General features: G+C 36.2%; 15 protein-coding genes. 12 read left to right on the top strand and 3 right to left on the bottom strand.

The window, feature by feature from the left end:
* The first annotated feature begins 108 nt into the window (after positions 1 to 108).
* Positions 109 to 372 carry a translation initiation factor IF-1 gene (infA, locus tag NL281_RS01620; protein WP_007550159.1) on the top strand — a complete coding sequence of 88 codons (264 nt, stop codon included), beginning with the start codon at positions 109 to 111 and terminating at the stop codon, positions 370 to 372.
* On the top strand, positions 350 to 961 hold the full coding sequence (locus tag NL281_RS01615; protein ID WP_253303704.1) for a Maf family nucleotide pyrophosphatase: 612 nt from the start codon (positions 350 to 352) through the stop codon (positions 959 to 961). The genes infA and NL281_RS01615 overlap by 23 nt, the downstream gene beginning before the upstream one ends.
* 10 nt (positions 962 to 971) lie before the next feature.
* Here the strand turns inward: NL281_RS01615 and NL281_RS01610 are convergent, their stop codons facing one another.
* Complete coding sequence (locus tag NL281_RS01610; protein ID WP_253303703.1) at positions 972 to 2,060, bottom strand: IS481 family transposase; 1,089 nt, start codon at positions 2,058 to 2,060, stop codon at positions 972 to 974.
* A 111-nt stretch (positions 2,061 to 2,171) separates the two neighbouring features.
* Between NL281_RS01610 and NL281_RS01605 the strand changes: the two genes are divergently transcribed.
* Positions 2,172 to 2,873 (top strand): group II intron maturase-specific domain-containing protein, encoded by a 702-nt coding sequence (locus NL281_RS01605; protein ID WP_370274046.1) that lies wholly within the window; start codon positions 2,172 to 2,174, stop codon positions 2,871 to 2,873.
* Positions 2,870 to 3,007, top strand: coding sequence for a hypothetical protein (locus NL281_RS01600; RefSeq protein WP_253303478.1), 138 nt, complete (start codon positions 2,870 to 2,872; stop codon positions 3,005 to 3,007). Before NL281_RS01605 ends, NL281_RS01600 begins: the two co-directional genes overlap by 4 nt.
* A gap of 16 nt (positions 3,008 to 3,023) precedes the next feature.
* Here the strand turns inward: NL281_RS01600 and map are convergent, their stop codons facing one another.
* Positions 3,024 to 3,806 (bottom strand): type I methionyl aminopeptidase, encoded by a 783-nt coding sequence (map, locus tag NL281_RS01595; protein ID WP_006279681.1) that lies wholly within the window; start codon positions 3,804 to 3,806, stop codon positions 3,024 to 3,026.
* Between the two features lie 132 nt (positions 3,807 to 3,938).
* Entirely contained in the window at positions 3,939 to 5,177 is a 1,239-nt protein-coding gene (gene ftsA / locus NL281_RS01590; RefSeq protein WP_010962406.1) for a cell division protein FtsA, read from the bottom strand.
* A 138-nt stretch (positions 5,178 to 5,315) separates the two neighbouring features.
* Between ftsA and def the strand changes: the two genes are divergently transcribed.
* The 8 genes from def to NL281_RS01550 all read left to right on the top strand — a co-directional run bounded on the left by def (position 5,316) and on the right by NL281_RS01550 (position 13,638).
* On the top strand, positions 5,316 to 5,855 hold the full coding sequence (def, locus tag NL281_RS01585) for a peptide deformylase (RefSeq protein ID WP_253303477.1): 540 nt from the start codon (positions 5,316 to 5,318) through the stop codon (positions 5,853 to 5,855).
* On the top strand, positions 5,845 to 6,666 hold the full coding sequence (locus tag NL281_RS01580) for a uracil-DNA glycosylase (protein ID WP_253303476.1): 822 nt from the start codon (positions 5,845 to 5,847) through the stop codon (positions 6,664 to 6,666). The genes def and NL281_RS01580 overlap by 11 nt, the downstream gene beginning before the upstream one ends.
* A 919-nt stretch (positions 6,667 to 7,585) precedes the next feature.
* Entirely contained in the window at positions 7,586 to 7,798 is a 213-nt protein-coding gene (locus tag NL281_RS01575; protein WP_006279675.1) for a hypothetical protein, read from the top strand.
* Positions 7,799 to 7,803: 5 nt separating this feature from the next.
* Complete coding sequence (gene nuoG, locus NL281_RS01570) at positions 7,804 to 9,852, top strand: NADH-quinone oxidoreductase subunit NuoG (protein WP_253303475.1); 2,049 nt, start codon at positions 7,804 to 7,806, stop codon at positions 9,850 to 9,852.
* The gene (gene nuoH, locus NL281_RS01565) at positions 9,836 to 10,861 is read left to right on the top strand and encodes an NADH-quinone oxidoreductase subunit NuoH (RefSeq protein ID WP_253303474.1); all 1,026 of its coding nucleotides are present in this window, start codon (positions 9,836 to 9,838) and stop codon (positions 10,859 to 10,861) included. Before nuoG ends, nuoH begins: the two co-directional genes overlap by 17 nt.
* Positions 10,854 to 11,849, top strand: a complete 996-nt coding sequence (hemB, locus tag NL281_RS01560; protein WP_151807767.1) for a porphobilinogen synthase — start codon at positions 10,854 to 10,856, stop codon at positions 11,847 to 11,849. Before nuoH ends, hemB begins: the two co-directional genes overlap by 8 nt.
* 146 nt (positions 11,850 to 11,995) lie before the next feature.
* Positions 11,996 to 12,754, top strand: coding sequence for a phosphatidylglycerophosphatase (locus tag NL281_RS01555; RefSeq protein WP_253303473.1), 759 nt, complete (start codon positions 11,996 to 11,998; stop codon positions 12,752 to 12,754).
* Between the two features lie 44 nt (positions 12,755 to 12,798).
* Positions 12,799 to 13,638 (top strand): glycine--tRNA ligase subunit alpha, encoded by an 840-nt coding sequence (locus NL281_RS01550; RefSeq protein ID WP_253303472.1) that lies wholly within the window; start codon positions 12,799 to 12,801, stop codon positions 13,636 to 13,638.
* Positions 13,639 to 13,640: the final 2 nt, after the last annotated feature.

Raw genomic sequence — 13,640 nt, 5'->3', positions numbered from 1 at the left:
GGTTGGGGTTAAGTTGCAACTTAAGTGGGGCGCAAAAGGTCTTTTGTGTTGATAATAATTTAAAATCTATAGTAGACTAAAAAAGATTATTAAATTATAATATAACATATGATAAAAGACGAGAAATCGAAAACAATTTTTGAAGTGGAAGGGGCAGTAACTGCTTTACTACCTGCAGCAGAATTTAGAGTGAAACTGGACAATGAACATGAGATTATCTGTCATGTATCAGGGAAAGTGAGAAGAAGTAAAATACGCATCATTATAGGGGATAGGGTGTTAGTTGAGATGAGCATTTACGATAGGAATGCGAGAAAGGGTAGGATCATTAGAAGGCTTAAAGGTACAAGTGACAGAACGATCTCTAAATAATCTTATTCTTGCTTCATCATCGAAAAGGCGTATAGCTTTACTAAAACAAATAAACATTGAGCCAGGTTTAATTTTGCCAGCAGATATAGATGAAGCCCCTTTAAAAAAGGAACTTCCGAAGGATTACTCAATCCGTATGGCAAAAAGTAAAGCGGAGAAAATACAAAGCTCAAATCCAAATTACTTTGTGCTTGGTGTTGATACAGTTGTTGCTTGTGGTAGAAGGATATTGCTCAAAGCTGAAAACGTTGAGCAAGCAGAAAAATGTATCCGCTTGTTATCAGGAAGAAGGCATAGAGTATACACCAGTGTATGTCTATTAACTCCCGATCAATCTAAACAACATATCAGGACTGTGGTTACAATAGTGAAATTTAAACGTCTCAGTGAACAAGAAATTAAGTATTATTTAGCATCAGAAGAGTGGAAAAATAGGGCGGGGGGATGCAATATACAAGGCCTAGCTGGAGTGTTCGTATTGTTCTTACGCGGCTCCTACTCTTCCGTTATAGGGTTACCATTACATGAAACCTATTGTTTGCTAAGCAATTATTTTAACTTCAAGTGTAAAAGACAAGACTTAATCTGACAGACAAGAATTAACTGACAGAAGAATTGAGGTAGTCAAAACTAATATCAGTCTCTTGTGTAATGCTACTAATATTTTTCTGAAAAGCAACATGTTTGCTATCAAGAAAAGTCTGCATAGGCGTCTTACCATAGCAATATTTACCTGAATGCGGTCTTGTTTCATTGTAAGAACGCAACCAATAATCAACATCAATCTGTAGACCTTCCAAAGAATTGTAGATTTTCTTTCTGAAGATAATATTGTAACACTCATCTTGCATAGTTCTATGAAACCTTTCACATATGCCATTAGTCTGTGGAGAATTGGCTTTGGTCCTAGAATGATCGATATTTTCGATTCCCAAATAAAGCTGATAAGCGTGATTTTCAGGCTTACCACAATACTCTGTTCCTCGGTCTGTAAGGATACGCAATAATGGCACATTTTGCTCATCAAAAAATGGTATCACTCTATCATTCAGCAAGTCAGCAGCAGTAATAGCCGTTTTGTCTGTATAAAGCTTGGCAAATGCTACTCGAGAATAAGTATCAATGAAGGTCTGCTGGTAGATTCTTCCTATACCTTTTATATTACCTACATAATAGGTATCTTGAGAACCCAAATAACCTGAATGTTCGGTGTCAATTTCACCATGTGCTTCTCTTTGTTCTTTAACTTTTTCTAAAGCTGCAAGTTGCTCTTCGGTTAATATAATTCCATCTTGAGCTACTTTTGCTTCCAGTGCTTTAAGTCTTTTCTTGAAAGTTTCAAGATCATTTCTCAGCCATATAGATCTCACTCCTCCCTGAGAAATTATTATACCTCTTTTTCTCAGTTCATTTGCAGCTCTTTCTTGCCCATATGCTGGAAATTCTGTTGCTATACCAATCGCTGCTCTTTCTATATCGTCGGAAACTCTATTCGCTAATAGAGGTTTTTTCTTACTTATCTCATGTAATGCTTCTTCTCCTCCATTTTCGTACAACTCTTTGAATCGATAAAATGTATCTCTTGAGTATCCCATCACTTTGCATGCTTGAGATACATTTCCTAGTTGTTTTGCTAGTTCTAATAACCCTAGCTTTGGTTTTAGTATTTTTGTTTGTATTGTACTCATTTCTAACACTCCTTTCTTTTATTATTTTATAACTTACTTTTTTAAAGTGTCAGATCAAGTCTTGTTTAATACAAGCCCTCTAAAACAAGAGTTTCTCATACATTAAGAACCATTGACGAAACAAAACCAGGATTTGATTTTCTTGGATTTTCAATAAGACAATATCCAATAAAAGAAAGTAAGAAAGGTTACAAGTTATTAATCAAACCAAGTCGTAATTCTATAAAACAGCATACACTAGCTATTAAACATAAACTCAGAGAAATGCGTGGAGCACCACAAGAACGTGTGATAAAGGATCTCAATCCAATAAACAGAGGATGGAGTCAATATTACTCCTCGGTAGTTTCATGTAAAATCTTTAGCTCATTGGATAATATTATGCATAGAAAACTCTGGAAGTGGGCAGTTTTTAGGCACCCAAACAAAGGGAGATGCTGGATAAAAAGAAAGTACTTTAAGAAGTATAATAACGAAAACTGGCGCTTTATGACAAGTAACAAGGTACGTCTTACTATACACAGCGATCATGTTATTAAACGACATATCAAAGTGCAAAAAACCAGATCCCCATATGATGGTGATTGGGTATATTGGGGTAAACGTCTGAGAAAAATACCAGATAAGCCACTAGGAGTAATAAAATTATTGAGGTTGCAACAAAGTAAATGCGATAATTGTAGACTATGGTTTAAAAGTGATGATACAATAGAAATACATCACAAAGACCGGAATAGACGAAACAATATGATCACAAACTTATCTTTGTTACATGGACATTGTCACGATGAATTACACAGGAGGTGTGCATGAAAAGCACCAAATTAGAGAGAAGCCGTATGAGGCGCAAAGTCTCACGTACGGTTTTGCAGTCGAGTGAGGAAGGGCGACCTTCTTCACTTAGACAACAAATTACCCAAAGTAAACCAAGTATAGTTGCAGTATAGCAGAATTTAAAAAAATCTAATTATAAGGCGGGAAGTGCCAATTTTTAGGTGATAATGTGAATATTTCAGCACCATCTTTTGTTACTCCGAGCGTATGTTCAAATTGAGCAGAAAGTGAAAGATCGCGTGTTGTCACTGTCCAATCATCGAGTTTACTGAGCAGAGTCTCATGTTTTCCAGCATTAATCATTGGCTCTATTGTAAAGAACATACCTTCCTTCAAGACGAGATTTTCATCTTGATCATAGAAATGCACTACATTTGGTGGAGCATGAAAGACTTTTCCTATACCATGTCCGCAGTAGCTGCGTACGATAGAATATCCAAAATCTCTAATATATTTCTCTATAGCAAGCCCTATTTCATTTAACTTATTGCCGGGCTTAACTTGTTTGATTGCTTCCATCAATGCATGATAAGTAGCGTCACACAAGCGTTTTGCTTTTATTGATGGCTTGCCAACCCAAAACATGCGACTTGTATCACCATGCCAGCCATTTAAAATCACCGTGACATCAATATTTAAAATATCTCCATCTTTAAGTGGTTTATTATCGGGAACACCATGGCACACAACTGCATTTTTTGAAGTGCAAATCGATTTTGGATACCCCCTATAGTTTAGTGGTGCTGGAATTGCACCTGCATTAATTATAAAATCATGACATAGATCATTTAACTCATTAGTTGTCACCCCTACCTTTACGTACGGTGCAATGAAATCAAGAGTTTCAGCAGCAAGCCTGCCAGCCTTGCGCATAAATTCAAAATCTTCTTGTGAGTGTATAGTTATGTTCATATTTTCCATGTCTTATTGTAATTGGTACGCTTACTCGCAAGTACATAAACATAATAATTTTACATATTATAAAAATAAGTCCTATGGATCCTAGTGTCAAGTCATTTGTATGAAAGGTGGTAAAACAGAAATCTAGACTGTAACTTTTGATTTAACCCAATTATACAATTTACTCATTTTACCATCCTGACCTAAAATACCAGAATTATTTTTATAAAAAGTGTCAACTATTAGCTTTATAGAGCCTATAGCAGCAGAAAATACAGGATTTTTATCATATTCGCCATCAAGACCGCTACAAGACTCAGGGCACCCAATTCGAACTTGCTTATTGAATATATAGCCTGCAATTTCCTTCATGCTTGTGAGTTGACTAGTTCCACCTGTGATCACTACTTTATTAATTGGATCTTTCTGCTCTTGAAATTGCTCTCTTACCATTTCAAGTATTTCTTCAACTCTTGGTCTTATGATGTTAATAAGCTCAGATTTGAATACTTGAGTAGGTTCATCATTTTCGTTGTTTTGCATTGTAATGTACTCATTCTCATCTATTGAAGTTACGATAGTGCTGCCATACAGTATTTTTATATACTCTGCACGTTCTATGCTTGTGCATAGCCCGTAAGCAATATCTCGAGTGATATGAACACCACCAATTGGAACGCTGCTTGCATACACAAGTTTCCCTCTTTTGAAAATTCCAATTGCAGTGCACCCACCGCCTATATCAACAATAGCAGTCCCGAGCTCTTTTTCATCTCCACTCAGACAGGCAAGACCTGCAGAATATGCAGAAGCAATACAACCTGCCATATTTAATCCACCATTATTGGTAATACAGTTTTCAATATTGGTAAGCGCTGGACGCGAAGCAGTGACAACATTAACATCAGCAGATAGTCTTTTTCCGTACAATCCACCAACTTCTTTTATGTCAGTCATGTCATCTAAGTGATATTTTAGTGGTATATTGTGAATGATAACATTGTCTTCAATATATTTCTCAAATGTTTGAAAAACTACACGTCTTATATCACGCTCAGAAATCTCATGGTTAGCTGCAATAATTTCATTATGTACATTGAAAGATGAGATGCCACATCCAGCAATGTTCACATATATCTGATCTATGGTTTCTTCTGATACTTGTTCAGCTAAACCTATAGTTGATGAGATGGAGTAATTTGCGTGTTTTACATTAGTTATTGATCCACCGTTTACACCTTCTGCAATCTTATAACCCGTTCCTGTTACTTTATAGCTGAAGTTGCCATTTATCTTAACGATTAGACAGATAATTTTTGTTGTACCTATGTCTAAAACAGCAAAAACATTTCTCTTTGGTTTTGCTATTACTGCAGAGTACATTAGTTAACCTTATTACGCAATTTCATTTAAATTGTAGCTTTCTTTAATAATTTATATTTCTATTATAGATATAGCAACATTTTAATATACACTAAATTCTGGACAAAAGGAAAAGCAAAACATAGAATTATAATTTTTATGTCCATATTACCAATTGTAATTGCCCCTGATGAAAGACTAATCACACGTGCCAGTGAAGTAACAGATATAAACGATAAAATTAAAGAATTAGTAAACGACATGTTCGAAACTATGTATGATGCAGAAGGTCTTGGCCTTGCTGCAGTGCAAGTTGGGGTGTTAAAGAGAATTTTTGTTGTGGATGTTCAGCTAGAAACAATTGAAAATGAGCCAGCAGGATATGGCTCAACTGGCAAATTTTACATGATTAATCCTGAGATTACAGAATTATCCGATGAACAAGTAATTCTCAAGGAAGGATGCCTTTCAATTCCAGAGCAAAGTCATAAAATTAAGCGTCCAAAGTATCTAACTGTGAAATATAAAGACTTAGATAATGAAGAACAAACACTAAAAGCTAGTGGTTGGCTTGCAAGGTGTATTCAGCATGAATTAGATCACTTAAACGGCATATTATATATTAGACATTTATCTAAATTAAAGTATGATATGGCCATGAAAAAAGCACAAAAGGTTAAAAAGCATTATGAGCAATAAAGACCTAGAATTATTAAAATTTTACCATGAAGTGGGCGTTGATTGCACACTAATGGAGGGTGAAGAGGAAAAAAAATTGGAGAGCAAAGAGAGTGTACAACCCTCTGTTATCCAAACTGGGACCCAGAAGAAAGATGCAGATACGCGCTGGGATGACACTAAAGATGGAAAAGACATGTTTCCAAGTGACTGGATAATTGAAGCAAGGAAACTTGCAGGTAAATGTGGTAGTGTGGATGAATTAAGAAGTGCAGTTGAATCATTTGAAGGTTGTGAGATAAAAAAAACTGCAACTAATACTGTCTTTTCCGATGGTAATCCAAACGCAAAAATTATGCTTGTTGGTGAAGCTCCAGGAGCAAATGAAGACCTTCAAGGCATACCATTTTGTGGTGCAAGTGGAATGTTGCTCGATAAAATGTTAAATGCAATCAATCTTGATCGCACTAAGGTATACATAAGCAATACTGTATTTTGGCGCCCACCTGGCAATAGAAAGCCAACCGACCTAGAGCTTGATATGTGCAGACCATTTGTTGAGAAGCATATTGCACTAGTTTCACCACAGATTTTGGTTTTAGTTGGTGGAATTGCGTGTTATAGCCTTCTTGACAGCACAAAAACTATATCGAATTTGCGTGGTAGATTTCATACGTACACTAACCAATATTTGTCCAATGCAATCACCACAGCCGCTATATTTCATCCAGCTTACCTACTGCGTCAGCCAATGCAAAAACGTTTAGCCTGGGAGGATTTGAAGAAGGTTAGGGAGTATCTTGATAACACCAATAACTGTACGAATACTTAACACCACTGGTGTCGGAAAGTAGCCTGCAGAAACGAAAAAACTTACTTGACAAACTCTGCCAGCCCCCTTATCATGAAACTGAAGCTATTGTATTTGCTTTCGCCAATCTGCAGATTAAAAGGTAAGGATTACTTAATGTATCGGCGTCTTATGTTTAATTTTTTGCAGTATATAAATACTGTATGTCTTTACAAAACTTCATCTACATCTAGATTTTTATCTAAATAAGCTGAACGCGCTTACAAAGCGTTACAAGACATCAAAAAATGCCAATACTCGACAAAGATAGTAAAAGACTAGCTAACTCGGGGATTCTTTGTCTTTTTTTCTGCTTGGTAAATTTCTTAAACATTTGCAGCGTAGGTTAGTTGCAATTAAAAGCAGCTGAATTTCGCTTGTCAAGCGTTTAAAACATAAAAAACGCCAATATTTTAAAGCGGATAATGACCACGGGGCTTCTTTTGCCTTTTTTTTCGTTTGGTAAATTTCTTAATGTTTATAGCTAAACGACAATCGTCATCCCGCTACGTGTTAGCGGGATCTATGCTTTGAGATACCGCGAATAAATCGCGGTATGACGTAGAGCTCGCGTTAGCTACACTTTTATGCTTACCAACTCAGTATCCAATCAAAATCCTGGATTTCAGTGTCAAGCACTGAAATAACACCGAAAGGGCTACTGCTGTCTTGGATGGAAACCAGTGTCAGCTACTTGAATCTGCCACGCAAATTGCCTGCAAATTGCAATGTTCGTACAGCTGTGCGTCATGCGCTGGAATGGCATCAAGGGGTAACTTTTTATTTAAACAATGATTGTAAAATGATTATAATAAGAGATCTATTGAAATTTTAAAGTTATTAAATATTGACGCTATATACTTAAGTGTTAAAATAGAATGAAAAGTTTTTAGGAGTTTATATGGCAGCAGGTGGGAAAGCAAAGACAGCTAGTAAAAATAACCCTACTCAGCGTAAGAAAGCTGAGCAAAAAATGTATAAAGATAAACCGGTAAAACCTGTTAGATATATAGATCGTGATTCGCGCATGAATTATATGTCTGCTCAATATGACAACGGCAATCTGGTTGAAGATGAGGTAAGCGGCAATCCTATAAAGTGGGAAGCTGTATAATAATTGTGGTTAAAGTTACTATTAATTCTAAGGAATGTGAAGTAGAGCATGGGCTCACTATAATTCAAGCTTGTGAAGTCGTGGGCGTTGAAATTCCACGTTTTTGTTATCATGAGCGTTTAGCAATTGCTGGTAATTGCAGAATGTGTTTGGTTGAAGTGGAGGGTGGACCTCCAAAACCAGTAGCCTCTTGTGCAATGCCAGTTGCAGAAGGGATGGTTATTCACACTGATACACCTAAGGTTAAAAAAGCACGTGAAGGTGTGCTTGAGTTTTTGCTAATTAACCACCCGCTTGATTGCCCAATTTGCGATCAGGGTGGTGAATGCGATTTGCAAGATATCACGATGGCTTATGGGAAAGGAACCAGCAGACTTGATGAGCATAAGAGGGCTGTGCCAAAAAAACACTTCGGACCACTGATTGAGACTGCGATGAATCGATGCATTCATTGCACTCGGTGTGTTAGATTTTTGTCTGATGTTGCAGGTACAAATGAACTTGGAGGAATCGGAAGGGGAGAAAATGTAGAGATTAGCACTTACATAAAAAGGCATATTAGTTCTGAATTATCCGGAAATATCATAGATCTCTGCCCGGTAGGAGCTTTAACTTCAAAGCCTTACTCCTTTACAGCGCGTCCATGGGAGCTATCACATTGTGAGACTATAGATGTGCTAGATGCTGTGGGTAGCGCAATTAGAGTTGATTATCGTGGCCCGGAGGTTATGAGGATATTACCAAGGCTGAGCGAAGAGGTAAATGAAGAATGGATATCAGATAAGACCCGCTTTGCCTATGATGGACTAAAAGTTCAGCGTCTTGATCGACCTTATATAAAAAAAGATGGTAAATTAGCCCCAGTTGATTGGAATGAGGCATTAACTGTTGCTGCAAAGAAATTAAAGAATACAAAATCAAATAAAATAGCTGCAATTGCAGGTGATTTAGCAGATTGTGAGTCTATGCTTCTACTTAAAGAAATGATGCAGAAGCTCGGCTCGGGAAATATAGATTGCAGGCAGGATGGTGCAAAACTTATACCAAATAATCGTGGATCGTATGTGTTCAATACCACTATTGAAGGTATAGAGAATGCGGATTTGTGTCTGCTTATAAATACAAACCCAAGGATAGAAGCACCGATCATTAACGTAAGATTGAGAAAGAGATATTTACAGGGCAACTTTCCTGTTGCAAGTGTTGGTCCTAACATTGAATATTTGTATCATGTTGAGAAATTGGGCGATAATCCTGATATTTTGAGTGAAATAGCAAATGGAAATCATAAGTTCTGTAAGCTGCTGAGTGCTGCTCAGAGCCCTATGCTGATTATCGGTCAAGATGCATTAGTAAGAGACGATTCTGAATCAATTCTAATTCTAGCTGGCAAAATTGCAGAAGAATTTAACATGGTCAGAGATGACTGGAATGGCTTTAATGTGCTGCATAAAGCTGCAGCAAGAGTTGGTGGGCTAGATATTGGGTTTGTTCCTAAAAAAGGCGAAAGGGATATTAATCAAATATTGGAACATGCAGAAAGTGGTGAAATAGAAGTGGTTTATCTTCTTGGTGCAGATGAAATTGACACATCAAAGTTAGAAAACACATTTGTAATTTATCAAGGTCATCACGGTGATAAGGGTGCACATGTGGCAGATGTTATCTTGCCTGGTGCTGCATATACAGAAAAATATGCAACTTATGTAAACACTGAAGGTCGAGTGCAAAGAACAAATTTAGCTGTATTTCCTCCAGGTGAAGCAAAGGAGGACTGGTTAATTATTAAAAATCTCTCGCAATATTTGGATCTCTCCTTACCATATGATAGTTTATTTGACGTGAGAAAAAAATTAGATACTATCGGTCCACAGTTTAGAAATGCTGATCAAGTGATAAAAAACACATGGGTGCCAATTAGCAATGGTAAAATAAATTTAAGTAATACACCTTTTACTTTAAAGGAGTGTAATTTTTATATGACGGATTCAATAAGTCGCGCTTCAAAAATAATGGCAGATTGTACTAAAGCTTTTTATGAACACGCTAGTTAATATTTTATTTATTTTAGTACCGCTACTACTTTCAGTTGCATATTTGACATACTTTGAGCGTAAGGTCCTTGCTGCAATTCAACTGAGGCACGGCCCAAGTGTAGTTGGACCTTTTGGGCTATTGCAGCCATTTGCAGATGCTATTAAGCTACTGATTAAAGAGCCGATAATACCATTTAGAGCGAGCACCATACTGTTCATTATGGCTCCAATGCTTACCTTTATCTTAGCATTAATTGCCTGGGCAGTTATACCGTTTGGTGCTGAAGTAATTGTAGAAAATGGCCAGCAATTAGTGATTCCTAAGGTTATAGCAAATATTAATGTTGGAGTGCTTTATGTGCTAGCTATATCGTCGCTGGGAGTATACGGCGTAATTATTGCAGGCTGGTCAAGCAATTCTAATTATGCATTTCTTGGCGCTATACGGTCGGCTGCTCAGATGATTTCGTATGAAGTTTCAATAGGCTTAATAGTTGCTACAGTCGTTATTACCACTGGAACATTAAATCTTGGAGAGATGGTGGTAGCGAAACACAATATGCCATTTTGGGTTGATTTACTACTAATGCCTATAGGAATAATATTTTTTATTTCTTTGCTTGCAGAAACTAATCGTCACCCATTTGATTTACCAGAAGCTGAAGCAGAGCTTGTCTCTGGATATAACGTTGAATATTCATCCATGCCTTTTGCCCTCTTTTTTCTTGGAGAATATGCAAATATGATTTTAGCAAGTGCTATGATGACAATATTCTTTCTGGGGGGATGGTATCCTCCGTTAGAACTTGGTTTGCTTTATAAAATTCCAGGTTTAATTTGGTTCGTTTTGAAGATAATTATACTTTTATTCGTATTTATTTGGATTAGAGCAACAATACCTCGTTATCGATATGATCAGCTAATGCGCCTTGGTTGGAAAGTATTTTTACCAATATCAGTGTTTTGGGTGATACTCATTTCAGGGGTGTTGCTCTTTACTGGGAATTTGCCTGGATCCAATGTTTAATTTCCCAAATACAAGATTAAGACGCAGGCGCTCGAGCAAATGGGTTCGCAATTTAACAAGTGAAAATAGTTTATCAGTAAATGATCTGGTTCTTCCTCTGTTTGTTCATGACAGAGAAGAAACAACTGAACCAATTTCTGGCTTACCAGGCGTAAAGTGTTATTCAATAGATGGATTAGTGTCTATAGTTAAGGAAGCTAAAGATTTAGGGATTAATGCTGTTGCAATTTTTCCTGTAGTTGATAGTAAACTAAAATCTGAAAACGCTGAGGAAGCATATAATTCTGACAACTTAATCTGCAGAGCAATTTGTGCTGTAAAATTAAAGGTACCTGAAATTGGTATTATTGCAGACGTTGCATTGGATCCATACACTATTCACGGCCATGACGGCATTTTAAAAGATAATCAGATGGATGTAGAAAACGATGAAACTATATCAGTGCTGTGTAAGCAAGCGTTTGCTTTAGCGAAAGCAGGATGTGATATAGTTGCTCCTTCTGATATGATGGATGGTAGAATAGGAAGAATCAGAAAATCATTAGATGATAACAACTTTCAAGACGTATTAATATTATCTTATGCAGTGAAATACTGCTCTAGCTTCTATGCTCCATTCAGGCAAGTCGTTGGTTCATGTGGGCTATCACATTCTATAGACAAAAGTGGTTATCAAATGGATTATAAAAATGCGCGCGAAGCAATGTGCGAAATTGAAATGGATATAAATGAAGGTGCAGATTTTATTATGGTTAAACCGGGTATGCCATATTTGGATATTATCAAAACAGCAAGTGATAAGTTTAATTTTCCGATTTTTGCTTACCAAGTAAGCGGTGAGTACGCAATGATAAAAGCTGCTGCAAATAATGGCTGGCTAGATTATGACAAGGTGATTTATGAATCTTTGATTGGTTTCAAACGTGCGGGTGCAAGTGCAATATTTACTTACGCTGCACTTGATATTGCAAAAAATTTAAGTGCATAAGCCCTATAAAATTATTAAATTTTTGGCGCACGTTCTTCTACTGTTGCTGCATATTACCTAAAATCTTTCAATACATGTTTTAAGTTATTGATAAGTCCGTTACAATACAGTATTATAAATAATATAAACCAAGTGTTACTTAGAACATGGGGATTTTTTTTAAATTTTTGGGAAAGATGCTAGGTAAGGTTTTTCCTGCCAAAACAGTAAGCTCTCTTTTAGGAATAGGATATTTACCAAGTTGGCAGAACTATTGGTCTTCTTTTTTAATATTATTTATTGTCGATGTTATATTAATTCTTACATATGGAGGCGAATACTTACTATATAAAATGCCAGACTCAGGAATAGTTGTAGCTGCTGTTTTTACAAAATTGGCAATAGTTATGTTAGTAATGCAATTAATTGGAATATTTATTTTTCATGCTCAAAACCCTTCAGCAAACAGTGGTGAAGAAATAGTAATACAAATAGCGTCAGGGCAAGTACTGACTGTAGCACTTTCAATGCCAGCAATAATGTCAATTTATTATGCTGTAAGTAAACTCTATGGGAATATATGTAAGCAGATGTTTCAATGCCCATTTTGGTTTAATGATTTTATGCACTTTTTCTTTTTTCTTATGATACCTTACGTATTTTTTAATGTCGTAGAAGTGATAAAACCATGGCCAATAAGTTCAATACAGCTCAGCTATAATAATGCAATGTCAATTACATTTGAGGGGATTTTTCACACATTTTATGCGGTGATTTTACTGTATTTAACAGCATTTATATTCTGCGATTTAACTATGCATGATGCAATTGTCCTAAATAAAAGCATAATTCAGTATGTGAGGGAAAGTTCAGCAGTTTTAGGTGATTATTTACATGATACTGTTAAAAAAATAGGTATTGAATAGTACTTATTTATTTATATATTTAGTATAAAAAGTGTGCAATTTGTGTGAACTTACAAAGTATAATAAAAGAGTTACAAGATTTTTGGGCTAGTGAAGGATGTGTTATACTTCACTCATACACATCTGAAGTTGGTGCTGGCACATTACATCCTGCAACAATTATGTCTGCAATTGATACAAAACCGACAAAAATTGCATATCTACAACCAGTAATTAGGCCAGCAGATGGGCGCTATAGTGATAATCCTAATCGTTTGTATCAACATCACCAATATCAAGTTATAATAAAGCCATCTGGTAATAATTTACAAGACGTCTATTTAGATAGCTTAAAAGTTCTTGGCATATCTACAGAAAAATATGATATTAAGTTTGTTGAAGATGATTGGGAAAATCCAAGTGTTGGTGCATCAGGACTTGGTTGGGAAGTTACATGCAATGGAATGGAAGTAACACAGCTTACTTATATACAGCAAGTTGGAGGGATTGACTGCAAGATGATTCCTGGTGAGGTGGCATATGGGTTGGAACGTTTAGCAATGTGCATACAAGGTGTAGATAATGTTTACGATATAATTTGGAACGATAACGGTGTAACTTACGGAGATATTTTTAAACAAAGAGAATATGAATTTTCTTATCTAGCGTTAGACTATTATGATACTAAAGTGGTACAGCAGCAATTCGAAGATACGGAAAAATTGTGCAAGTTCCTTATTGAAAAGGAGCTACCAATGGCAGCTTATGACCAATGTATTAAAACTAGTCACCTACTTAATCTGCTTGATGCAAGAGGTGTGCTTGGTGTGAATGAACGTACAGCTTATATTGGTAAAGTTAGAGAGCTAACAAAAAAATGTTGTGAATTGTACATGAGTAAATAGCG

Source organism: Wolbachia endosymbiont of Phyllotreta cruciferae, from assembly GCF_918697765.1.
GTDB classification, from domain to species: domain Bacteria; phylum Pseudomonadota; class Alphaproteobacteria; order Rickettsiales; family Anaplasmataceae; genus Wolbachia; species Wolbachia pipientis.
Note: the sequence above shows the minus strand (reverse complement) of the source record. Positions and strands in the feature narration are given on the sequence as shown.